This window comes from Streptomyces sp. NPDC012827, assembly GCF_042900905.1.
Lineage (GTDB): Bacteria > Actinomycetota > Actinomycetes > Streptomycetales > Streptomycetaceae > Streptomyces > Streptomyces gulbargensis.
On the sequence record NZ_JBIBBY010000003.1, the window covers coordinates 541,679 to 565,162 of the forward strand.

At 72.4% G+C, this 23,484-nt stretch carries 18 protein-coding genes; 4 read left to right on the plus strand and 14 right to left on the minus strand.

Going from position 1 to position 23,484, the window contains the following annotated elements; genetic code table 11:
* Positions 1 to 15: 15 nt before the first annotated feature.
* Entirely contained in the window at positions 16 to 438 is a 423-nt protein-coding gene (locus ACFY60_RS09030) for a hypothetical protein (RefSeq protein WP_388609094.1), read from the minus strand.
* A 370-nt stretch (positions 439 to 808) separates the two neighbouring features.
* Between ACFY60_RS09030 and ACFY60_RS09035 the strand changes: the two genes are divergently transcribed.
* From ACFY60_RS09035 to ACFY60_RS09045, 3 genes are read left to right on the plus strand one after another with little or no spacing between them, the layout of a single operon-like run.
* On the plus strand, positions 809 to 1,759 hold the full coding sequence (locus ACFY60_RS09035) for a serine/threonine protein kinase (RefSeq protein ID WP_388609096.1): 951 nt from the start codon (positions 809 to 811) through the stop codon (positions 1,757 to 1,759).
* A gap of 14 nt (positions 1,760 to 1,773) precedes the next feature.
* Positions 1,774 to 3,942, plus strand: coding sequence for a PQQ-binding-like beta-propeller repeat protein (locus ACFY60_RS09040; RefSeq protein ID WP_388609098.1), 2,169 nt, complete (start codon positions 1,774 to 1,776; stop codon positions 3,940 to 3,942).
* Between the two features lie 52 nt (positions 3,943 to 3,994).
* Entirely contained in the window at positions 3,995 to 6,121 is a 2,127-nt protein-coding gene (locus ACFY60_RS09045; protein ID WP_388609100.1) for a protein kinase, read from the plus strand.
* A 63-nt stretch (positions 6,122 to 6,184) separates the two neighbouring features.
* Here ACFY60_RS09045 and mycP read toward each other — a convergent pair whose 3' ends face one another.
* From mycP to ACFY60_RS09105, 12 genes are all read right to left on the minus strand, one after another.
* Entirely contained in the window at positions 6,185 to 7,441 is a 1,257-nt protein-coding gene (mycP, locus tag ACFY60_RS09050; protein ID WP_388609101.1) for a type VII secretion-associated serine protease mycosin, read from the minus strand.
* A gap of 22 nt (positions 7,442 to 7,463) precedes the next feature.
* Positions 7,464 to 8,948 (minus strand): WXG100 family type VII secretion target, encoded by a 1,485-nt coding sequence (locus ACFY60_RS09055; RefSeq protein ID WP_388609103.1) that lies wholly within the window; start codon positions 8,946 to 8,948, stop codon positions 7,464 to 7,466.
* Positions 8,949 to 9,040: 92 nt separating this feature from the next.
* Positions 9,041 to 9,475 carry a hypothetical protein gene (locus ACFY60_RS09060; RefSeq protein WP_386335558.1) on the minus strand — a complete coding sequence of 145 codons (435 nt, stop codon included), beginning with the start codon at positions 9,473 to 9,475 and terminating at the stop codon, positions 9,041 to 9,043.
* A gap of 154 nt (positions 9,476 to 9,629) precedes the next feature.
* Positions 9,630 to 11,954 (minus strand): xanthine dehydrogenase family protein molybdopterin-binding subunit, encoded by a 2,325-nt coding sequence (locus tag ACFY60_RS09065; RefSeq protein ID WP_388609105.1) that lies wholly within the window; start codon positions 11,952 to 11,954, stop codon positions 9,630 to 9,632.
* Positions 11,951 to 13,738: a 2Fe-2S iron-sulfur cluster-binding protein gene (locus ACFY60_RS09070; protein WP_388609107.1), complete on the minus strand. Its 1,788-nt coding sequence runs from the start codon at positions 13,736 to 13,738 to the stop codon at positions 11,951 to 11,953. Before ACFY60_RS09070 ends, ACFY60_RS09065 begins: the two co-directional genes overlap by 4 nt.
* Complete coding sequence (locus ACFY60_RS09075; RefSeq protein WP_309054458.1) at positions 13,735 to 14,610, minus strand: FAD binding domain-containing protein; 876 nt, start codon at positions 14,608 to 14,610, stop codon at positions 13,735 to 13,737. The genes ACFY60_RS09070 and ACFY60_RS09075 overlap by 4 nt, the downstream gene beginning before the upstream one ends.
* Positions 14,611 to 14,867: 257 nt before the next feature.
* A complete protein-coding gene (locus tag ACFY60_RS09080; protein WP_388609240.1) occupies positions 14,868 to 16,532 on the minus strand; it encodes a beta-N-acetylhexosaminidase in 1,665 nt (554 codons plus the stop codon).
* Between the two features lie 18 nt (positions 16,533 to 16,550).
* Positions 16,551 to 17,393 carry a carbohydrate ABC transporter permease gene (locus tag ACFY60_RS09085; RefSeq protein ID WP_388609241.1) on the minus strand — a complete coding sequence of 281 codons (843 nt, stop codon included), beginning with the start codon at positions 17,391 to 17,393 and terminating at the stop codon, positions 16,551 to 16,553.
* Positions 17,394 to 17,440: 47 nt separating this feature from the next.
* Positions 17,441 to 18,490, minus strand: coding sequence for a carbohydrate ABC transporter permease (locus ACFY60_RS09090; RefSeq protein WP_388609109.1), 1,050 nt, complete (start codon positions 18,488 to 18,490; stop codon positions 17,441 to 17,443).
* A gap of 4 nt (positions 18,491 to 18,494) precedes the next feature.
* The gene (locus ACFY60_RS09095; RefSeq protein WP_388609110.1) at positions 18,495 to 19,838 is read right to left on the minus strand and encodes an extracellular solute-binding protein; all 1,344 of its coding nucleotides are present in this window, start codon (positions 19,836 to 19,838) and stop codon (positions 18,495 to 18,497) included.
* A 233-nt stretch (positions 19,839 to 20,071) separates the two neighbouring features.
* On the minus strand, positions 20,072 to 20,371 hold the full coding sequence (locus tag ACFY60_RS09100; RefSeq protein WP_309056156.1) for a DUF3039 domain-containing protein: 300 nt from the start codon (positions 20,369 to 20,371) through the stop codon (positions 20,072 to 20,074).
* Between the two features lie 84 nt (positions 20,372 to 20,455).
* On the minus strand, positions 20,456 to 21,016 hold the full coding sequence (locus ACFY60_RS09105; RefSeq protein WP_388609112.1) for a YqgE/AlgH family protein: 561 nt from the start codon (positions 21,014 to 21,016) through the stop codon (positions 20,456 to 20,458).
* 287 nt (positions 21,017 to 21,303) lie between these two features.
* Between ACFY60_RS09105 and murA the strand changes: the two genes are divergently transcribed.
* Positions 21,304 to 22,650 (plus strand): UDP-N-acetylglucosamine 1-carboxyvinyltransferase, encoded by a 1,347-nt coding sequence (gene murA / locus ACFY60_RS09110; protein WP_388609113.1) that lies wholly within the window; start codon positions 21,304 to 21,306, stop codon positions 22,648 to 22,650.
* A 270-nt stretch (positions 22,651 to 22,920) separates the two neighbouring features.
* Here the strand turns inward: murA and ACFY60_RS09115 are convergent, their stop codons facing one another.
* The gene (locus ACFY60_RS09115; RefSeq protein ID WP_017237029.1) at positions 22,921 to 23,202 is read right to left on the minus strand and encodes an HU family DNA-binding protein; all 282 of its coding nucleotides are present in this window, start codon (positions 23,200 to 23,202) and stop codon (positions 22,921 to 22,923) included.
* Positions 23,203 to 23,484: the final 282 nt, after the last annotated feature.

A 23,484-nucleotide genomic window follows, 5' to 3' on the forward strand; every position in this document is an offset into this window, starting at 1 on the left:
GGCTCTCCCCGCCCGTTACTTGAAGTACTGGTCGATCCTGGAGGCGGCGAGCGCCGCCTTGATGTCCTGTTCTTCCTTCGCGTGCGAGGCCGCGCTGTAGTCCAGGTGGTTCGAGATGTTGGCGCAGGCGTCGAGAAGCGTGCTGAGCTGGGAGCTCCAGGTGCGCTGGACGGTGGACATCGCCGAGCCGGTGAGGAACCCGTTGCCGGACAGCTGCGTCGCCGCCTCGCCCGTGCTCGTCTCGGCGTGCTTGCCGTCCTTGGCGAGCCGGCCGTGCAACGCGTAGGCGGCGCTGCCGATGGCGCCGAGCTTGTCCTGGTCGACGCTGAGGTCCGCGTTGCCGCTGCCACCGGATTCGGGGGCGACCTGATTGAGCCGCATGCTCACGCCGGACGTGGACGTGGACCGGGCGGACGCCCACTCCTCTTCGAACGACATGCTCTCCCCCGTGACCTTCGGACGGTGATCGTTCCTGATTCGCCTCAGCTAAGTCCCGCTGCGTCCCGCCGGATTCCGCGCCCGCGGAGCCGCCGGAAACATGGCGATCGTAGCCTCACGGAAGGCCGTTCGAGCACTCCCCCCAAGGGAAAACGGACGCACACAAGATCTCTGCGACACACCCGCGAGCGCTTCACCTTCGCAACCCGGACAGGGCCGCCCTTCTCGGGCGGCCGGACTCCAGCCCCCCCCGGGTCGGGGCTCGATAGGCTCGCCCCGGACGCCGGAAGGAATGCGGGCTCCCACGGACGGTGGGGGCGCCGAGCGGTACGGAGGGTGCCCCGGCAAGCCGACGGAGGGGGACGCACACGTGGAGCACGCACGCACCCGGGAGGGAGCCGCGCGGCGGATCGGCCCCTACCGACTGATCACCCGTCTCGACCCGCCCCCGACGACCGTTGGCCCCGGCGGAGTGCCCGTCCCCTGCAGCCGCTTCGTGGCCCGCTCCGAGCACGACGAGCGTACGGTCCTCCTGAACGCGCCGCTCCCGGGCGCCGACCCGGCCCGCTTCGCCGCGGAGGCCGAGGCGGCGCGTCACCTGCTCGGCCCGTGGGTCGCACCGGTGTCGGACTTGGCGGAGCCTGGCACGAGTCCCTGGTACGCGAGCCCGTACGTCCCCTCACTGCCGCTTCCGGTGGCCCTCGCCGTCCACGGCGGGCCGCTGCCCGAGGCGACGGTACGCGCCGTGGGCGTCGCCCTCGCCGAGGCCCTTGCCGCGGCGCACGCTCAGGGTCTGACGCATGCCGGAGTCCTCCCGTCCGCCGTCCTGCTCACGGCGGACGGCCCACGCCTGAGCTGTTACGGCGCGGTACGGGCCGCCGCGCCCGACGGCATCCCGCGCATCGGGCTGCAGGGCCTCGACCCGGGAGCGCTGGCACCCGAGCAGGCGACGGGTGGTCGGCCGCGCCCACCGGGTGACATCTACGGGCTCGGTGCCGTTCTCTCGTACGCCGCCACCGGCCACTCCGTCCCCGAACGTGACGAACTTCCGCCCACACTGCGCGCCACAGTCTCCGCCTGCCTGACTCGGGACGCGGCGAACCGCCCTGCCGCCGCCGAACTGACGACCGCTCTCGCCCCGCCGTCCCCGCACGGGACGGTGCTCAACACCACCGCCGGCCTCTACACCCCGGGCTGGCTGCCCGGCCGGGTCATCGCCGCCCTCGCCCGCCAGTCGGCCGAGCTGCTCGCCGCCGAACTTCCCTTGGTGCAGCCATCCGAACCTCCGTCCCGATCCGTCACCGGCACCCCTCGCCCCTGACCTGAACCAGAGTGATGCTGTCACCTCTCACCCACGACGACCCGGACGCCGTCGTCTCGTACCGACTCCTTGCGCGTCTCGGCTCCGGCGGCATGGGCACGGTCTACCTGGCCCGCACTCCGAGCGGCCGTACCGTCGCCCTCAAAACGATGCACGCCCGCCTCGCGGCCGACCCGGTCGCGCGCGGCCGGTTCCGGCTGGAGGCCGATGCCGCCCGGATCATCGGAGCCCGTCACGGGGCGGCCGTCTTCGACGCCGACCCGCTCGCCGACACTCCGTGGCTCGCCACCGAGTACGTCCTCGGGCCACCGCTCGACGCTGCCGTGACCCTCGGCGGCCCGCTGCCCGAGCCGACCGTCCGCGCCCTCGGTGCCGCCCTGGCCGGAGCCCTCGCCCAGTTGCACTCCTCGGATGTGGTCCACCGCGACCTGAAGCCGTCGAACGTGCTCGTCACCGCTTACGGCCCGAAGATCATCGACTTCGGCATCGCCCGCGCCTCCGGTGACGAGCACCTGACCCGTACGGGAGAGGCGGCCGGCACTCCCGCCTTCATGTCTCCGGAACAGGCGAGCGGCCAGGAACACACGCCCTCCGGCGACGTCTTCGCCCTCGCCGGTGTCCTCGTCTTCGCCGCCACCGGCCATGGCCCCTTCGGCACAGGCTCCGCCGCGGACCTCCTCTACCGCGTCCGCTACGCCGAGCCCAACCTCACCGGCGTCCCTGAGGCCCTGCTCCCCCTCCTGGCGGCCTGCCTCACCAAGGAGCCTTCCGCCCGTCCCACGTCCGCGCGTCTGATCGCAGAACTACACGACGGGGTCGGCCAGTTCGCCGACCACCTCCCACCTCTGGTCCTCGCGGACATCGCCCGCCGCGCCACCGACGTCTGGCTCTACCGTCCCCATCGCCTCCCTGCCCCGGCCACCCCCGCCTCCCCCACCCCCACGGCCGTCCCCGTACCGGGCCCGGTGCCCCGCCGCCGCCTCCTGGCCCTTTCAGCTGCCGGCCTCCTCGGCCTGACGGCTGCGGGTGGCGGGGCGTGGGCGTGGCTGGGAGCGGATGGAAGCGGTGGTGACGGACGCCCACCGGGAGACACCACTCCCGCAGCGGTGGACGGCGCGCGGTCACCCTTGTGGCAAGTCCCCTCGGAAGGCCATGAGGAACAGGCGATCCCCTTGGTGGCCGGTGACATCGTCGGCCTCGCCGAGACCGACTCCTTCCGCGTCCTGGACCAGGTGAACGGCGCAGAACTCTGGTCCGAGCGCAGCGTGACGGAAGCCTGGCAGATCACCACAGACGGCACCTCCTTCTACGTGTCGAGCAGCCCGGCCGCGCACCCCGCCACCCTCCGGATCCGCACGCTCGCCTCCCGAACGGGCCAGGAGTCCGCCCGGCCCGTCGAGCTCAGGGACTTCGACGGCGGCGGCACCCAGCTCCTCGCCGCGGCCGGCGGAATTCTCTTCGCCGCCACACGCCGAGGCCGCCGGGACGACTCCCCGGCGGAGAAGAGGACCGGCCTGCACCTCCTCGCCGTGGACCTCCGAACCGGCCGGGAACTCTGGCGCCATCCGTACCCATGGGACGGCGACCGCTCCTGGCTCTCGCGGGTCGTCGCCGATCGCCTGATCCTCGGCAGACACGTCGCCGACTCCGGCTTCTTCGCCCTTCAGTCCCGCGACCTCCGCACCGGCCGCATGCTGTGGCAGCGGCGCCTGCCATTGCGGGCTTCGCAGGACTTCCGGCAGGGTGAACTGGCGGTCGATGAGCAGCATGTGTACCTGGGGCACAACCGGCTACGGGCGTTGCGCCTGAGCGACGGTACGACCGCGTGGGAGTACGGCTCCGGCGCCGACACCTACGGCATGCCGGCCGTGGCCAACGGCCTCGTGTACGCCACCGAGGGGACCGGACGGCTGGTAGGGGTGCACGCCGAACGCGGCACCGGCGAGTGGAAGGAGGACACCGCGGCCACCCCGCCCTTGACCCGCGACCCGCGCACCGCCCCTGTCATCGGCGGCACCTTCGTGTACGCCCCTGTTCACGGCGGTCTGAGCGCGATCGACGTGATCAGCGGCAGATCGGCCTGGGTGTTCACGACGGCCGCCTCCCGTTACGTCGTCGACCCGAAGCGGACCCGGATCTTCGGAGCGGGGAAGACCTCCGCCGTCGCCCTCCCCCTGGCGTGACTCCATTCACCGCGTCTCTTCCACCCCCGCTCCACCGACCGGAAAGCATCCCGTGACCACGCAACCCCTCTCCACCGGCGACCCGATCCGGCTCGGTCCGTACCGCCTCCTCGGCGTCCTCGGGGAAGGCGGCATGGGCAAGGTGTACGTCGGACGGGACGCCACCGGCACCCCGGCCGCCGTCAAGGTCCTGCGGCCCGAACTGGCCCACGACCAGCACCTCGCGCAGCGTTTCGTCCGCGAGGCCGACATGGCCCGGGCCGTCACCGGAGAAGGTGTCGCGCGGATCCTCGGGGCCCGGACCGACGGCGGGCGGCTGTGGATCGCCGCCGAGTTCCTGGCCGGGCCGACACTCGACGAGGCGGTCCACGCATACGGCCCGATGGACGCGCCGACGGTTCGCTCACTCGCCGCCCACCTCGCCCGCACCCTGCACGACATCCACGCGGCCGGGTTGGTCCACCGCGACTTGAAGCCCGCCAACATCGTGCTCACCTCCACCGGCCCGCGGATCATCGACTTCGGCATCGCCCGCCCCGAGCACGGCCTCACTCTGACGACCACCGGCCAGATCCCCGTCACCCCGGGGTACGGGGCCCCCGAGCAGGTGCTCGGGCAGCGCGTCGGCCCGGCGTCGGACGTTTTCTCGCTCGGCGCGGTCCTCGCGTACGCGGCGAGTGGCCGGCGCACCTTCGACGGGGCGCACGTGGCGGCTGTCCAGTACGAGGTCGTGCACGGCGCCCCGGATCTGAGCCTCGTCCCGCCGGAGCTGCGGGACCTGATCGCGCCCTGCCTCGCGAAGGACCCGCAGCTGCGGCCCTCACCAGCACAGGTCGCCACCGCCTTCGCGCCGCCGAAGGGAGCCGACCGGACCTGGCTCAAGGGCCCGCTCGCCGACGACATCAAGCGGCGGGAGGAGCACGTCCGAGGGCTCGCCGCCCCCGAGGCCACGCCCGTATCCACCATCACACCGTCCCGCCGTCGCTTCCTCACCGGCACGGCGGTCGGCGTGGCCGCGCTCGGCGCGGGGACCGGCGCCGGGGCCTGGTGGCTGGGCCGCCGTGACGGGAAGCGGCCGACGGAGGGAAAAGCGCCGGCGTTCGAGGTACCACCCGCCGTCGCGACTCCCCAGGCCGCCTTCATCTCGGTCACCGACAGCAGGCCGGGCGAGGCTCCCCGCCCGCTGTGGGGCCCCGTCGACGTCACTGCCGCGGACGGCGCACCGCCCCTTCCCGTGAGGGACGTCCTGGTCGTCCATATGAGGAAGATCGGCCTGCTCGCCCTCTCCGTCACGACCGGCAAGGAACGGTGGCGCGCCAGGGAGGCCGACCCGCGCGCCGGCCTCGTATCCGTCGCCGGACGGCTCGTCGTCGGTGCGGACCCGCACGGCACACTGCACGCGTACGTGGCCTCCACCGGCCGCCCCGTCTGGCAGACAGAAGCCGATGCGCGGACCGTCCTCGCGGCGGACGACACGCAGGTCTACGTCGTCACCGGGGACAACCAGCTCCGGGCTCTCGACGCCTGGACCCTCAGGACCAGGTGGACGCGCCCTATGCCGTCCCCGCATTCCCCCGAGGGGCCCGCGAAAGCGGCGGTCGGCCGGAAGCGGCTTGTGATCCACGGGCGGGACGGAGTCGTATCCGCCCTCGACACGGACACGGGCAAGGCCGTCTGGGACACCACTGGGCAGGGCACGGACGGCCAAGCGCCCGGTATGGGCGCCGACGTCGTCTACCTGGGTGGACCGGAACTGACCGCATGGCGGCTCGACCACGGCGAGTACCTGTGGGCGCAAGAGGCATTCAACCTCGCAAGCCGAAATCGCTGGGGGACGCCCGTCGCAGACGGCGAGCTGGTCTTCGTCATGGACAACGGTCTTGCGCGCCGCTATCGCACGGCGCAGGAGGTCAAAATGCCGCTGTCCGACTGGTACGTGCTGTTGGACAGCTTCGGTGCCCGTATGACCACTGTCACCGCCCCGGCCGTGGAGGGAGCCACGGTCTGGCTACCGGAACCCGATGGCAGCGGAATCCAGGTGGTGCACAGGACCACCGCCGAGAAGCTGTTCACGCTGAAGATGGAACGTGAAGGCCCCTACCAGCTGGTCAGCGACGGGAATCGGGTCTTCGTGACCCGGGGCGGAAGGGTGGCCGCCTTCCCGGTCCTCGGCATCTGAGCAGCCGTCAGCGGGCCTCACCCCTGCCAGCCGGGTAACGGGTCAAGCAGATCGGTCGCCGGCTCAACCGCGACGCGACCGGAGCACCGGTACGGCGACTCCGACGGCGAGCAGTACGGCGGCGCCGACTCCGAGGCCGATCCACAGGCCGGTGTCGCCGCCGTCGTCGGCGCTCGCCTGCGCGGCGGGAGCCGGTGCGGGTGCGGCGGAGGAACCGGATGAGGCGGGGCTCGGCGGGGCCGCGTTGCCGGACGGTGTGACGGTGGGCGTGGCGGTCGTGGGGGTGGCCTCGGTCAGGTCGTCGATGGGGCGGACATCGGCGGGGCCGGGGTCGCCGGGGGTCTTGAGGGCGCGGAGCGGGCGGATGCCTCCGTAGCCGAGGTAGTCGCTGCGCTTCTCGCCACCGGACGGCTTGGCGGCGGTATTGAGCATGACCCTCAGAACCTGGTTGCTGGTCCAGTCGGGGTGCTTCGACCAGAGGAGCGCGGCGGCGGCGGAGGCGAGGGCGGTAGCGGCACTGGTGCCGGTGGACTTGCAGAGGCCGGTGCCACCGCCGCAGGCGTGAACGGTGTCCTTGCCAGGGGCGACGATGTCTACCTGGCTCCCGTACTGGGACATCGGAATGCGCTTCAACTTGCTGTCGATGGCGCCGACGCCCACGACACCAGGGGTGGCCGCCGGGTACTCGACCGTGTTCAGTTTGTCACCGGTGTTTCCGACGGCGGCAAAGATCAGTGAGCCCTTGTCCAACGCGTACTTCACCGCGTCAGTGAGCTGCTGAGATCCTTCTTGGGCGCCTTGGGAGATGTTGATGACCTTGGCGCCGGAGTCAGCGGCGTAGCGGATCGCTTCGGGCATCACCCGGTTGAACTCTTCCAGGGCTTGCGCCTGGCTGACCTTGCCCATGTCGGCCCCAGGGATACGGATGGGGAGAATCTTCGCTCCCGGCGCAAGGCCGAAAGCTCCATTGCCACCGTTCCGCTCGCCTGTGCCGGCGATGAGTGCCGCCATGCCGGTGCCGTGACCGGTGTAATCGTTGTTCTCGTCTCCTGGATGGTCCAGAGCGAAGTCCTTGCCCTGCAGTACCCGACCGCGAAGGTCAGGGTTCTCCTCCACGCCGGAGTCGATCACAGCGACGGTAATGCCCTTGCCCGTGCTGCGCTGCCAGATTTCTTCGGCTCCAAAGGCATCGAGCTGCCACTGCTGATCGCGGACGCTCCCCGCCTGGGCGGGTGCGGACGCGATGCCCACCAGCAGCATCCCCAAGGCGGCCGAGGCGGCGACTCGGGCGCGGCTCCGACGAACACTGCTGGTACGCATCTGCTTCGCTTCCTCGCGCTGATCAGTCGATGACGGGCGGCGCCACACGGCGGTTGCGCTGCCAGGTTTCCTCGTCCTCGACAAGGTAGTCGGGACGCTCGCCCTTCTGCTCCTCGCGCTGCTCGCCCGTCGGAGTGGACCCGCCCCGCACGAGGCCGGATCCTCCGGGGGTGAAGGGACGGCCGCCCGCCGCGCCGGTGGACTGCGGCCGGCCACCGACGACACCGCCGGTCTCACCCGCGAGTCGGCGACCACCGGTGACACCGCTCTGACCGGCTCCCATGGCGCCGCCCATGGGCGCACCCATGCCTCCGGCCATGGGGGCACGGCCGAGCCCGGCGCCACGGCCGCCCTGCTCCGTGCCGATCACCGTGCTGCGCGGGATGCCGGTCGCGGGTCGGCCGGCCTGCGTGCTGGGCACCGCCCGACCGCCGCTGATGCCCTCACGGGGGCCACTCAGCGGGCCGGGGCCCGTCGCGAGACCGCGCAGACCGCCGTTGGTCAGCGGACCGCGTCCGCCACCGTTGGTCGGTGCGGTCGGCGGCAGCGGTGTCGTACCGCCCTTGCCGGTGAACGGCGGCATGCCCGTCGTCACGAACGGGGGCGTGAAACCGTCCGGCTTGGTGAGCGGCGGCTGGGGGCTCGGCACCGGAGCGGGGCCGGGGCCGGTCGTGGTCGGCGGCGGCAGCGTGTTCACACTGTCGATGCCGAGGTCCACGGGCTCGTCAGGACGCACCTCGGGGAGGACGTCCGGGCGGACCTCGGGGCGGACGGTGTACGTGGGGCCGTCCTTGTCACCGGCCGGCGGAACGTACCGGTCGGGCGTGGCAGGGATGTCGTGCTGGCCACGCGGAGTGTGCGTCGTCCCCGTGTCCGTACCGGTGGAACGGCTGTCACTCTGCTGCGTGGAGCCGACCTGTTGGGTCGTGCCACGACTACCGTCGTAGTCCGGAACGAACGCCCCCGGCGGCGGCGGGAACGTCGGCGGGTCGAAGCTCGCCATCTGGTGGCTCGACCACTGGTAGGCGGACGAGAGCTTCTCCATCTCGGCCGCTGCCGCCTGCCGGTTGGCCTCTTCCTTGGCCTTGATGGCAGCGGCGTCGTCACTACCTGCCATGGAGCCACGGGCGTTCCGCGCGACGGACTGCGCATCCGGGTCGTTGCGGTACTTGAGCGCGGCGTCGAGGTTGTCCTTCGCCTGTGCGTGCGAGGTGTAACGGGGAATGGCGCTCTGTGCCGTGGCGATGGCGTCCGACGCGTCGCCCATCCACTTGGAGGCATGAGTGCTGTAGTCCGCCAGCTTGTTCGTCGAGCTGGCGACGCTCTCCGCCCAGTCGGTGAACGCCTTCTCCGCCTCGCCCTTCCAGTCCACGCGGCCGGTGCGGTCACGCAGCTGCTGAGCGATGACACGCATCTTCTGGGCGGCTTGTTCGAGCCGGTCAGCCGCGTCCCTGACGTAGAAGCTGCTCGCCTCGTCCAACCATGCCAGCATCTGCTCGTGCTGCATGCTGCGGAAGTTGGTTCCGCCGCCTCCGCCGCCCTCTGCAGGCCTCATCTTTCGCCTCTTCCCCGTGTCCCCGAAGTTCTGTCCGCCCCCGCCTACTGGAGCGAGGTGTCGCTCTTGAGCGTCTCGGTGCCGTTCGCCGGGGCCTGCCGCCCCGCTTCCCTGTCCGCCTGCTGCTTCGCCTCGTACGTGCGCTGGTGGATCGCGATCATCTTGCGCTTGACGTCGTCGTCCATCTCCTCGAAGCCGTCCTTGGAGGCGACGACGGCGATCCCCAGGCCTTCGAGGCTGTCACGAAGCAGACCGGAGAGATCCGTGAGCTGCTTCAGAACGTTGTTGTAGGAGTCGTACAGACCGTGCGCCTCGGCCCACGACGGGCCGCCACCACCGAACTGCGCACGCGACACCGGGTCGGCCTTCATCTTGTTCGGGTCCGCCGGTGAATTGGTGAGCAGGTCGATCAGCTCGTCGATGCCCTTCTTGAACTCCGTCATCGACTCGGAGTTGTAGCGCACCGCATCCGCACTCATCGGACGCATCCCGTACGCACCCCCACCCATGTAGGCTTCCATGCCCACGCTCCTCCCCCGTGTGAACAACCGTGCGTGTGTCTAGTAGTTCACTGTAGTCAAGGACGACGACACTCCGCACCTCCCGGTTGCACAAGCAACGCACATCACGCCGTTACGAATTGGGCGCTGCCACGGCCGCCTGCGGCCGGATCGGGAGGCGGTTCACGGGGCGTCCGGTCGCCGCGCGTACGGCTGAGGCCACCGCGGCGGGTGAGGTGACGACCGGGACGGCGCTCGCCGCCTTGGCGCCGAAGGGGGCCACGACGTCGCGTTCCTCGACCAGTTTCACGATGCGAATGTCCGGGGCATCCAGGGATGTCGGGAGTGCGTAGCCGGTGAAGTCGGGGTGGCGGACCAGGCCGCGGGTGGTGCGGAGGTTCTCGGTGAGGGCCGCGCCCACGCCCTGGGTGATGCCGGCTTCGATGCGGGTGGCCAGTTGGGCCGGGTTGAGGACGCGGCCGACGTCCTGGGCGACGGCCATCTCGACCACGCGTACGGCGCCGAGTTCGATGTCCACGTCCACGACCGCGCGGATGGCGCAGAAGGCCAGGCCGACGAAGGCGTCACCCTGGCCGGCGTCGTCCAGGGGCTCGGTGGGGTGAGGGCGGCACTGGGCGGTGGCCCAGAGTTCCTTGCCGTCCAGGGCCTCGGTGACCGTGGTGGAGAGCACGCCGTCGTACGAGGTGATCTTGCCGTCGGTGATCTGGAGGAGTTCGGTGGACATGCCGAACTTGTGGGCCAGCGGCTGGAGGAGCTGCGTACGGACCATCTTCGCGGCCCGTTCGACCGCGCCGCCCGACACCCACGTGTGGCGGCCGTGGGCGGCGGGTCCGGCCGGGGGCTGGTCGGTGTCGACGGGGGCGACGTGGACCTCGTCGATGCCGAGGGTCTCCTGGACGATCTGGCGGGCCAGGGTCGAGAAGCCCGAACCGGTGTCCACCGCCGAGCAGATGACCGTCGCGACGCCGTCCTGGACCCGTACCGTCGCCGTGGAGACCTCGTCCGTGCCCTCCGCGCCCAGCATGTGCACCATGCCGAGGGCGTAGCCGACGCCCCGGCGTACGGCACCGGGTTCGCCCGCGCCCTCGGGGCCGCCGGGCAGCAGCCAGTCCTCCTCGGGGATGTCCTTGGGCAGCGGTGGCAGCGGGAAGTCCCGTACCGCGGCGAGGAGTTCGGCCACGGGTGCGGGGCAGGTCACCGTCTGGCCGGTGGGCAGGATGTCACCCGTCGCCATGACGTTCCGCATCCGCAACTCGGCCGGGTCTAGGCCAAGTTTGGCGGCCAGTTTGTCCATCTGGGCCTCGTAGGCCGCGCAGACCTGCATCGCCCCCTCGCCCCGCACGTGGCCGGACGGTGGGTTGTTCGTGCGGACCGCCCAGCCCTCCACGAAGGCGTGCGGAACGACGTACGGACCGCAGGCGAAGGCCACGGCCGCCGCGAGGGACTCGGAGGAGGAGTCCGCGTACGCGCCCGCGTCGAGGAGCACCTGTGCCTCGACCTTCACCAGGCGGCCGTCCGCGTCCGCGTGGTGGCGGTAGCGCAGGAGGGTGGGGTGGCGGTGGGAGTGGCCGAGGAAGGACTCCTCGCGGGTGGCGGTGAGCTTCACCGGGCAGCCGGTGCGCAGCGCCAGGAGGCCCAGGGGGATCTGGAAGCCGGGGTCCTCGCGGTCGCCGGTGGCGCCGGGGACGCCGGTGACGACGACCTTGACCTGCTCGGGCGGCAGGCCGAAGCAGGCGGCGGCGAGGTCGCGGTCGGTGTGCGGGTCGGTGGAGGCGGTGTAGATCTCCACGCCGCCGTCCGGGCGGGGCACGGCGAGGCCGGCCTCGGCGCCGATGGGGGCCGGGTCCTGGCGGCCGATCCGGTAGAGGCCCTCGACGACGACCTCACCGGTCGCCTCCGGGTCCCCGAAGCGGAGCGGGATGTGCCGGATGAGGTTGCCGTCCGGGTGGAGGGCCTCGGCGGCGAAGGCCTTCTCCGGGTCGGTGACCGGTTCGAGGAGCTCGTACTCGACGTGGATCGCGGCGGCGGCGAGCCGGGCCGTGTCCGGGTGGTCGGCGGCCACGGCGGCGATCGCCTCGCCGTGGTGGCGGACCAGGCCGTCGGCGAAGACGGGACGGTCGGCGACCCGGCGGCCGTAGGTGGCGGCGCCCGGCACGTCGGCGGCCGTCACCACCGCCCGTACGCCCGGCATCGCGGCGGCGGCGCTCGTGTCGACCGAGACGATCCGCGCGTGCGCGTGCGGGGAGCGCAGGAGCGCGGCCCACAGCAGCCCCTCGGCCCACAGGTCGGAGGCGTACGGGAAGGTGCCCTCGGTCTTGGCCCGGGCCTCCGCCTGCGGGAGGGAGGCGCCGATGCCGTGGGCGGCCTGCTCCTCGCCGGGGGCCGGGGCGGGGTGGTCCAGAGCCGTGGGAGCCGCGGTGATCGCGTCGCTGCTCACGCCATGCCTCCGTCGTGCGGGTGGGGGATCTGCTGCGGGACGCGGGTTTCGCCGGGAGCCTCGGGCGAGGTGGCCGCGGCGCTCGCCTCCCGTTCGGCGACGACGTCCCGTACGGCTTCGAGGACGCCGCGGTAGCCGGAGCAGCGGCAGAGGTTGCCGGCGAGGGCCTGCCGCGTCTCCAGCTCGGTGGGGGCGTGGTTGCCCTCCAGGAGGTCGTGCACCGTCATGCACATGCCCGGAATGCAGAAGCCGCACTGGACGGTGCCGCAGCGGGCCAGGGCCCGCTGGACGTCGGACGGTTCGCCGTCCGCGGCCAGGCCTTCGACCGTACGCACCTCGGAGCCGGCGGCCGTCGCGGCCGGCACCAGGCAGGAGGCGACGAGCCGGCCGTCGACCTGCACGTTGCACGCGCCGCACTCGCCCTGGGAGCAGCCGTCCTTGGCCCCGGCGAGGCCGAGGCGCTCGCGCAGGACGTAGAGCAGGGACTCGCCGATCCAGGAGTCGGTGACGGGGCGGTCGGTGCCGTTGACCCGCAGGGTGTACGAGACGTTCGGGTGTTCGTCGCTCTCGGCGGACGCAAGCGGGGGCGCCGCTTCCGCAGTCGCGGCGTCCGGCTCCTGGCCGGCCGGTGCCAGGTCCGCCAGAACCTCGCCCGCCGGTGCCTCGTGCGACGGTGCCTCATCCGCCAGGGCCTCGCCCCCCGGTGCCTGAGCGGGCGCTACCTGCCCAGGCAGGGACTCGTCCACCAGGGCCTCCGCAGGCGCCCCCTCGGTCTCGGGCGCCACCTCCGGTCCGGAGTCCGGGGACGCGGCGGCCGGGACCGGCTCCTCGGCCGGGCCCTCGAAGGCCGGTGCCTCGAACGCCGGCTCCTCGGCCGGTGCCTCGAACGCCGACTCCTCGGGGGCCGGGGCCTCGAACGCCGACTCCTCGGCGGCGCGCGCCTCCGGCTCCGTCCCGACCCCGGGTGCGGCCTCGGTGGCCGGGAACGGCCCCTCGGCGGTCACGGGGGCCGCCGGCTCGTCCGTCACGTGCGTCTCCGCGCCCGCCTCCGGCACCGCCCAGGGCGCCGCGGCGCCGCCCGGGAGGGTCGGCGGGGCCTCGGCGTACGACACGGGGGCGGTGGGCACCTCGAACTGCCACTGTCCCGTCGCGCCCGCGCCCGGGTCCACACCCACGCCCGCCTCGGGCGACGCGTCGAACCGCCACTCGGCGGTCGCCTGCGGGTCCTCGGCACCCGGCTGATCCCCGCCGGTCTCGTACCGCTCGGCCTGCTCCGTCCGCGCGAAGTACTCGACCCCGCCACCGGCCTGGGCGGGCGCGTACGGCTGCTCGCCGTACGGGTCGGCCTGCCCGTACGCGTCGGTCCGCCCGTACGGCTCGGCGTGACCGTAGGGCGCGGTCTGTCCGTACGGCGTGTAGGGGCCGGTCTGCCGCTCCGCCCACGCGTCCGCGGCCGAGGGGTCCGCGGCCGGGTCGGCCACCGGCTCGGGCGGCGTCTGCGCGCGCATCTGCTGCTGGTACTCCGGGAGGGGCTGGAGCGGCGTGATCATCGGCGGTACGTAGCCGTGGCCGGGGGCCTCCAGCGGAATGCCGTCCAGCATGAACTCGGGCGGCAGCTGCACGAAGGCGGTCGCGTCGCCGTCGTACCCCTCACTCTGCGGGATCGGCTGCCACGCACCCGGGTTGCCGGCCTGCTGCCCGTGCGGCTCCGGCTGCTCGGACGACTGTTCGTGGTGTCCGTGCCGCTGCCCGTACTGCTGCTCGTTGCGATCGGTGCCGCTCACGCGAGTGCCCTCCCCAGTGCCCGTCGGGCGAGTGCGGCGACGGTGCGCCGCAGGTGCAGTACGGCCGGGGGCAACTGCTCGTCGCCCTGCGGGTCCGGGATGCAGGCGGCGGCGACGTACTCGCCGAACGCCGCCAGCGCCTCCGGGGCCAGCCCGCGCGCGTTGTCCCAGTCCACCAGGGACGCGATCCAGCGCTCGGCCTCCAGGGGGCGCAGCGGCATGGGCGCGACGGCGCCGACCGCGCAGCGCACTCCGCGCCGGGCCGGGTCCAGGACGACGGCGACCGAGGCGGTGGCGCGGGCCGGTCCGGTGCGGCCGGTGGCCTTCAGGAAGACCTGGGGGGCGTGCAGCAGCGGCACGCGGACGAAGGCCACGAGTTCGCCGGGGGCCAGCAGGTCGCGGCCGGCGAGGAGGTGGGAGACGGGGATCTCGCGCTCGCCGAGGGGACCCACGACGACGAGGTCGGCCTCCAGGGCGGCGAGGACGGGCAGCGAGTCGCCGGTCGGCGAGGCGGTGACCACGTTGCCGCCGAGGGTGCCCGCGTTGCGGATCTGCGGCGGGCCGGCGGCACGCGCGGCGGCGGCGAGGGCGGGAATGAGCGCGGCGAAGTCGGGGCGGCCCATGCGGGCGTGGGTGAGGCCGGCGCCGAGGAGGGCGTGGCCGTCCTGGTACTGCCAGCCGCGGATCTCGTTGATGCGGCCGAGGCCGACGAGTCCGGCGGGACGGAGCTGACCTCGGTTGACGGCGGCCATCAGGTCGGTGCCGCCCGCCACCGGCACGGCGGCGGGCATGGCGGTGAGCGCCGCCACGGCCTCGTCGAGCGAGACGGGCAGCGTCACGGACTGCGCCGTCTGTGGTGCGTGCGTGGTCAACCCGCTGCCCCTTCCCGGTGTCCCGGTGGTCCCCGACTGTGCCCGGCCCTCGCGCCTGCGTGTGGGCGTACCGTACGTGCTCACAGGCCGGACGGGGCAACTCTGGCACATCTTCCGAGCCGTCCGGCGCGAGGGTCCACGAAGGACTGTTCCGTCCGCGACGTCCCGGGAGTGACGGTAACTTCCGTTTCGCCGCTTCTGGGTGAGGTGGGGAGGCGAGGTCGCTCACACCGCGCCGGCGGGGGCGCGGGGCGGTGTCAGGCGTCCGGGGGCGCTCCCTCCAGCGGGCGGCCGGGGACGCCCGGACGGCGCTGCCACGGGTGGGGGCCGGCGGGCGGGCGGTAGTCGACGCCGAGGGCGTCCAGGCGCCGGTAGTGGGTCTCCATGCGCCGGGTGAAGTCCGCGTGGTCGCGGTCGGCGGGGGCGGGGAGCGCGGACCAGACGACCTCGGCGAAGGCGGCGAGGCGCGGGTACATCTGGTAGTCGACGCGGGCGCGGTTCTCCATGACCTCGGTCCAGACGTTGGCCTGGGCGCCGAGGACGCGGGCGGCGGCCGCGGCGGAGAGGCCGGGCGGGACGGGTTCGAAGCGGTGGACGTCCTCCAGGGTCCGGACGTACCCGATGGGCATCGGCTCGTCCTCGCCCGGGGCCTGACGGTGGTCCAGGTAGACGTGCTGCTCGGGGCACATGACGACGTCGTGGCCGGCCTCGGCGGCGGCGATCCCGCCCGCGTACCCCCGCCAGGACGACACGGCGGCGCCCTCCGCCAGGCCGCCCTCCAGGATCTCGTCCCAGCCGATGAGGCGGCGGCCCCGGGCGGTGAGCCAGCGGTCGAAGTGGCGGACGAACCACGACTGGAGCCCGTCCTCGTCACCGACGCCGAGTTCGGCGATGCGGGCCTGTGCGGTGGCGGAGGCCTTCCACTGGTCCTTGGGGCACTCGTCGCCGCCGATGTGCACGAACGGCGAGGTCTCCGCCGGGAAGAGGTCGAGGATCTCCTCCAGGACGCCCTCGTAGAAGCGGAGGACGGCGTCCGTGGGGGCGAGGACGTTGGGGTTGACGCCCCAGGTGTCCCAGACGGTCAGGGCGGTGGTGTCGACGACGTCGGTGTTGCCCAGTTCGGGGTACGCGGCGATGGCGGCCTGCGAGTGGCCGGGGAGGTCGATCTCCGGGACGACGGTGATGTGCCGGTCGGCGGCGTAGGCGACGATCTCGCGGATGTCGTCCTGGGTGTAGAAGCCGCCGTGCGGGGTGTCGTTCCAGTACGGGGAGGCCCGGTGGCCCCACTTGGTACGGCTCCGCCACGCCCCGACCTCGGTGAGGCGCGGATGGCGCCGGATCTCGACGCGCCAGCCCTGGTCGTCGGTGAGGTGGAGGTGGAGGACGTTCAGTTTGTGGGCGGCGAGCAGGTCGAGCTGGCGCAGGACGTCGTCCTTCGGCATGAAGTGGCGGGCCACGTCGAGCATGAGGCCGCGCCAGGCGAAGCGCGGGGCGTCCTCGACGGTGCGCTCCGCGAGGGCGGGCGGGGGGCCGGCGGTCAGGGGCGCGCGCCGGAAAGCTCCGGGGCCGAGGAGCTGGCGGAGGGTCTGGGCGCCCCAGAAGACGCCCGCCGGACCGCCGCCGGTGATCTCGACGGTGCCGCTCGCCGCCGAGACGCGCAGCCGGTACGCCTCCGGGGCGAGTGCGCCGTCGAGGCGGAGGCGGATGCCGGTGGCGGCCGGGGCCCCGGTGGCGGCCGGGCTGCCGTCGGCGGGCGGCGGGTGCAGGGGGAGGCGGAAGGCGGCGCCGAGGGTCGCGCGGAGCCAGCGTTCGGTGGTTCCGGTCCCGGGGGCGGCGTCCAGGGTCGTACGGCCGTCGAGGCGGAGGGTGCGGGTGCGGTCGTCCGGCCCCTCCACGCGCACGGGGGCCGGGATCAGGTCCATCAGGTCGGGGTTCACGCGTCAGTCCTTCACCGCGCCGCCCAGTCCGGAGACCAGTCGGCGCTGCACGAGTACGAAGAAGACGAGCACCGGGACGGTCATGACGGTGGAACCGGCCATGATGCCGCCCCAGTCGTTCTCGTCCGGCTTGAAGAAGACGAGCAGCGCCATCGGCAGCGTCGACTGCGAGGTGTCGCTGATGAGGAATGACTTCGCGAAGAGGAAGTCGTTCCAGGTGGAGATGAACGAGAAGACGCTCGTCGCGACGAGGCCGGGCAGCACCAGGGGGAAGAGGATCTGCCACAGGAACCGGGTGCGGCTCGCGCCGTCGATCTGTGCCTGTTCCTCCAGGGCCTCGGGGACGGCCCTGACGAAGCCCCGCAGCATCCAGATCGCGAAGGGCAGCGAGAAGGCGAGGTGGGGCAGGATCAGCGAGCCGAGGGTGTTGAGCTGGCCGAGGTCCCGCATGAGGAAGAAGAGGGGGATGGTGAGCGCCTCCACCGGCACCATCTGCGCGATCAGGAACATCACGAGCAGCGTCGTACGGTAGCGGAAGCGGAAGCGCGTGACGGCCGTCGCCGCCAGGAAGGCGATCAGCGCGGAGGCGAGGACGACGCTGACCGCCACGACGAGCGAGTTGAGGAAATAACGGCCGAATTCCTGCTGCTCGAAGACGCGCCGGAACGAGTCCAGGGTCGGGGAGAACGTCCAGGGCCGGGGCTGGGCCGACTGGATCTCGCCTGCCGGTTTGAGGGCCGAGAGGACCATCCAGTAGAGGGGGAAGGCGACGGCGGCGGCCACGAGGAGGGTGACGGCCTCGGCGGCGAGACGCCCGGGCCGCCGGATCCGGACGCGGGCCCGCAGCGGCGTACGGACGCGGCCGTGGGCGCGGACAGGAGGGACGGAGGCGGTCACAGTTCTTCTCCCTGGCGGCGCAGGAGCCGGAGGTACACGAGCGTCACGGCCAGCAGGATCAGCAGCATGACGACGCCGATCGCCGCGCCCAGGCTGTACTGGGAGGAGGCGAAGGCCTTCTGGTACGCGTACACGTTGAGGACGAGGTTCTGGCCGGCGATGCCGCCGCCGTGCGTCATCACGTAGATCTGGGTGAAGACCTTGAAGTCCCAGATGATCGACTGGATCGTGACAACGACCAGGATCGGCCTCAGCAGCGGCGCGGTGACGGAGCGCCAGATCCGCCACTGTGAGGCGCCGTCGAGGGCGGCGGCCTCCAGGACCTCGGTGGGGACGGCCCGGATGCCCGCGTAGACGGTGACCATCACGAACGGGAAGGAGCACCAGACGACTTCCATCAGGACCAGGGCGAAGGCGCTGTACCGCCCGTACGTCCACGAGAAGTCGCCGAGGCCGAGGAGCCGGTTGACGGGCCCGAAGTCGGGGTCGAAGAGGAAGACCCAGACGGTGGAACCGGTGACGGCGGGGGTCGCCCAGGCGCCGAGCGCGGCCAGCATGAGGACGAGCCGCGGCAGGGCGCGGACGCGGGTCAGGAGCACGGCGAGGGCACAGCCCACGGCGAGGGTCGTGACGACGCAGGCGGCGGCGAAGGCGACCGTGGCGAGGAGGACCTGCCGGAACTGGGGGTCGGTGAAGAGTGCCGTGTAGTTGGCGAGGCCCCGGAAGGTGGTGGGCTCGCCGCCGCTGACCTGCGCCTGGGTGTACTCCAGGACGGAGATGAGGCCGAGCTGGTAGACGGGGTAGACGAGGAGCGCGCCGAGGACGAGCAGGGCGGGCAGGAGGTAGAGCCAGGGCGTCCAGGAGCCGGGCGTGCCGGGGCGGTGCGAACGGGTCCGCCGCGCCGGCGGGCGCGGGGCCGTGGCTCCCGGGCGCGGGGCGGCAGGGGCCTCGGGAGCACGGGCGGCGACGGAGCCGCCGGAGCCGCCGCCGTCTGCCGCAGCGCCCGCCGGCGGCTCGCGGAACTTCCCGGCGTACGGGTTCGGCATCGGCTCAGCCCGCCGACGTGAAGGCGGCGTTCATCTTCCCTGCCGCGTCCTCGGTGGCCGTCCGGACGTCCTTCCGGCCGCTGACGATCTCCTGGAACATCGTCGGGAGGACGAGGGAGGAGTCGATGCGGCCCCATCCGGCGGAGGCCGGGACGAAACGGGTGCCGGCCGCCAGGGTGTCCGTGAACGGCTTCACGAAGGGCTTGCGGCGGGCCGCGTCGGCGCGGACGTCGGTGTACGTGGGCAGGAAGCCCATCGCGTCGAACAGCTTCGCCTGGGTGTCCTTCCCGGCGAGGGACTTCATGAGGTCCACGGCGAGGGTGCGGTGCGAGGTGCTCCGCAGGACGCCGAGGTTGTTGCCGCCGGCGAAGGCGGGGGCGATGGAGCCGGGGGTGGCGCCGGGGAGGGGGACGACGGCGTACTTGCCCTTCACGGTGCCGGCCTCCACGGCGGCGTGGCTGAAGTCGCCGCCGATGGCCATGGCGGCCTTGCCGGAGGCGAAGGCGGTGACGGTGGCGTTGCCGCCCATCTGGGCGCACTTGGCGGCCGGGCAGTTGTCGTCGCCGAAGAGGGAGGTGTATGTGGTGATGCCGCGCCGGGCGGCCTCGCTGTCGATCGCGGCGCGGGTGTCCGGCCCCTCGCCGGTGGCGAGTTCGCCGCCGGCCGCCCAGACGAAGGGCAGGGCGCCGTAGGTGTAGGCGCCGCCGACGGCGAGGCCGTACAGCTCGGGCCTGGCCCGGTGGACCTTCTTCGCGGTCGTGACCAGTTCGGCCTGGGTCCGGGGGACGGTGAGGCCGAGTTCGCGGAAGACGTCGGTGCGGTAGTAGAGGGCGCGGACGCCGACGAAGAGGGGTGCTCCGTAGACCTTGCCGCCGACGGTGACGGAGCGCTTCGCGGTGGGGTCGGTGTCCTTCGCCTCGGGCCAGGCGGCGAACTCGGCGGTGACGTCGGCGAGTCCGCCGTCCGTCACGTATCCGGCGGTGTCGGTGTTGCCGTACTCGATGAGGTCGGGGGCGGATCCGGGGTCGTTGAAGGCGGCCTTGACGCGCTGGGCGCGGGTCTCGACGGGGATGTACTCGACCTCGACCTCCGTGCCGGCGTGCCGCTGTTCGAAGGCGGTGACGGCCTGTTCGACGACCTGTTCCTTGGGCTTGTTGTTCACCTCCTGGAACAGCCAGACGCGGAGGGTGCCGGACTTCTCGTCACCGGCGGCCGTGCCTCCGGAGGTCCCGGGCGCGCAGGCGGTGGCCGTGAGGGCGGCGAGCAGGAGCGCGGCCGCCGCAGCGGTGAAGGAGGTCCCCCCTGCTCGGACGGAGCCGAGAGCCTGGGAGAGGGCAGGAAGCTTCATGGAACGGATCCCTCCGAGCGTGCGTTGCAACATACGCAACGTGCGTTTCGTGCTGCACAACACGCGTGAGGTTAGGGGCGGTTCCCGCCCGCCCACAAGAGGTCTCGACCACTTCCGTCCCGGCCGCCCCGACCGGCACACCGTCCCCGGGCATGCGAAACGGCCCCCGTCGCAGGCGCCGAAGCGCCTGCGACGGGGGCCGTCCCCGACCTCGGGGGTCGGTCAGCGGCGGGTCACTTGCCCTGGCCGCCGCCCTTGCCGCCCTTGTCCTTGTCTCCGCCGCCGGAGCCCATGGACTCGTAGATCTCCTTGCACATCGGACAGACCGGGTACTTCTTGGGGTCGCGCCCCGGTACCCAGACCTTTCCGCACAGCGCCACGACGGGCGTGCCGTCGAGAGCGCTCGCCATGATCTTGTCCTTCTGGACGTAATGGGCGTAGCGCTCGTGGTCGCCGTCACCGTGGGACACCTGCGGCGTCGGCTCGACGAGGGTTCCCGTACCTGCCCCGCGCTCGGGCTCGAGAGTGCTCATGGCACCCAGGGTACTGAAAGCCGTGGGGCGCGGTTTCACGGCTCGGCGCTCCGGGGCGCCGGACCGGCCCCGTACCGGCGCGGGTCAGTTGAGGGAGGGGTCGTCCGGGTACGTCGCCACCATGGCCAGGTCTCCGCGCTGGCGCCGCAGGACCTGGCGCCACAGGGTCTCGGGGCGGGGGGACGAGACGTCGCCGGGCTCGGACTCGACCACGTACCAGGCGCCCTCGGTCAGTTCGTCCTCCAGCTGGCCGGGACCCCAGCCCGCGTACCCGGCGAAGATGCGCAGCGAACCGAGCGCGGGGCCGAGGAGTTCGGGCGGGGTCTCCAGGTCGACGAGGCCGATCGCGCCGTGCACCCGCCGCCAGCCGAGCGGACCCTCGTCGCCGGGGATCACGGCGACCCCGAGGGCCGCGTCGAGCGAGACGGGTCCGCCCTGGAAGACGACCCCGGGCTCGCCGGCCAGATCCGCCCAGGGGGCGAGGATGTCGCCGACGGTCACCGGCGTGGGCCGGTTGAGGATCACGCCGAGCGAACCCTCGTCGTCGTGGTCGAGCAGCAGCACCACCGCGCGGTCGAAATTCGGATCCGCCAGCGCGGGGGTGGCCACGAGCAGCCGTCCTGTGAGCGAGGACACCTCGGTCATGCGACACATGATCCCGCATCTTCGGCGTTCGCGGGGGTTGTCGGGCGCAATGCCGGTTACACGGAGGACTCTCGCAGGTCGGAAGGGAGGGGACAGCGGGGCCGGGACAGCGCGATACCGCCCTGCCCATCGAACCGGACCGTGACGCTCCGCAAGATCACGGGGACGGAGGGTGTTGTGCCGAATTCATTACGTCTGAGAAGCCCCCCGACACGCCGGGAGGGGGTGTCATGGACCCTTACCCTTTTCTCTGGCCACCCGACCGACAACTCCGGAACGCGAGATTCATGACCGGCACTGACAGCCATGATGTACTGCTCGTCCATGGCGGAACCCCGCTGGAGGGCGAGATCCGCGTCCGCGGCGCGAAGAACCTCGTGCCCAAGGCGATGGTCGCCGCGCTCCTCGGCAGCGGGCCGAGCCGGCTGCGCAACGTGCCGGACATCCGTGACGTCCGGGTCGTCCGCGGCCTGCTCCAGCTGCACGGGGTGACGGTGCGTCCGGGCGAGGAGCCCGGCGAACTGGTGCTCGACCCGACGCACGTCGAGTCGGCGAACGTCGCCGACATCGACGCCCACGCCGGTTCGTCCCGCATCCCGATCCTCTTCTGCGGCCCGCTGCTCCACCGCCTCGGCCACGCCTTCATCCCGGGCCTCGGCGGCTGCGACATCGGCGGCCGGCCGATCGACTTCCACTTCGACGTGCTCCGCCAGTTCGGCGCGACCATCGAGAAGCGGGCCGACGGCCAGTACCTGGAGGCGCCGCAGCGTCTTCGCGGCTGCAAGATCCGCCTTCCGTACCCCTCGGTCGGCTCGACCGAGCAGGTGCTGCTCACCGCCGTCCTCGCCGAGGGCGTCACCGAGCTGTCGAACGCGGCCGTGGAGCCCGAGATCGAGGACCTGATCTGCGTCCTGCAGAAGATGGGCGCGATCATCTCCATGGACACCGACCGGACCATCCGGATCACCGGTGTCGACAAGCTCGACGGCTACACCCACCGGGCCCTCCCGGACCGCCTGGAAGCGGCTTCCTGGGCCTCCGCGGCGCTCGCCACCGAGGGCAACATCTACGTGCGCGGCGCGCAGCAGCGCTCGATGATGACCTTCCTCAACACCTACCGGAAGGTCGGCGGCGCCTTCGAGATCGACGACGAGGGCATCCGCTTCTGGCACCCGGGCGGCTCGCTCAACGCGATCGCCCTGGAGACGGACGTCCACCCCGGTTTCCAGACCGACTGGCAGCAGCCGCTGGTGGTGGCCCTGACGCAGGCCTCCGGCCTCTCCATCGTCCACGAGACGGTGTACGAGTCGCGGCTCGGCTTCACCTCCGCCCTGAACCAGATGGGCGCGCACATCCAGCTGTACCGCGAGTGCCTGGGCGGTTCGGACTGCCGCTTCGGCCAGCGGAACTTCCTCCACTCGGCCGTCGTCAGCGGTCCGACCAAGCTCCAGGGCGCCGACCTGGTCATCCCCGACCTGCGCGGCGGCTTCTCGTACCTGATCGCGGCGCTTGCGGCCCAGGGCACGTCCCGGGTCCACGGCATCGACCTGATCAACCGTGGCTACGAGAACTTCATGGCCAAGCTGGTCGAGCTCGGCGCCAAGGTCGAGCTGCCGGGCGGCGCGCTGGTCTGACCCCCGGTCGCACGCCGAGAGGGCCCGTACGGACGCCGTACGGGCCCTCTCGCGTCCCCGGGGCCCCGTGGCCGGCCCTTGCCGCCGTGCGGGCCCCACGCGGGCGTCCCGGAGAGCAGGTGTCCCTGGTACGGGCGCGGGCGGTACGGGCCGCGGGCGTACGAAGAGGGCGGCCACCCCCTGACAGGGTGGCCGCCCTCCGTGCCTGCCCCGGGCCGTCCAGCGGCCCCGGCACGCTGCCGACGGGCGGTGCTGCCCGCCCGCGACGGCTTACTTGCCCTTGGCGGCTTCCTTGAGCTTCGAGCCCGCGGAGACCTTCACGCTGTAGCCGGCCGGGATGTTGATCGGGTCGCCGGTCTGCGGGTTACGAGCGGTGCGAGCGGCACGGTGGGTGCGCTCGAAGGTCAGGAAGCCGGGGATCGTGACCTTCTCGTCGCCCTTGGCGACGACCTCACCGACGGTCTCGGCGAGGGCGGCGAGGACGGCGTCGGCGTCCTTGCGGGTCACCTCGGCGCGGTCGGCCAGCGCGGCCACCAGCTCACTGCGGTTCATGTTGTTACTCCCGTGTTCTTCTTGCCTGTGAGGCGTGCCACGCGGCGAGAGCCGCATGACTGGGTACAGCGAAGCCGATGCTGCCAGGGCCTTCGGACAGTCCCCGGACCCGGGTCCCTTGACGGACCCTCGCGCCCAAACACGCATCCTGCCCCCACCAGCGGCGGGAACGCCAATCCGGCACCCCCTGGGGTCACACGAAAAGCGCCAGAGTTCCCAGGTGGTGACGCAGCGTCGACTCCGCGTGAGGTACACCGAGCCGGAGATCCACCCTAAAGGCGG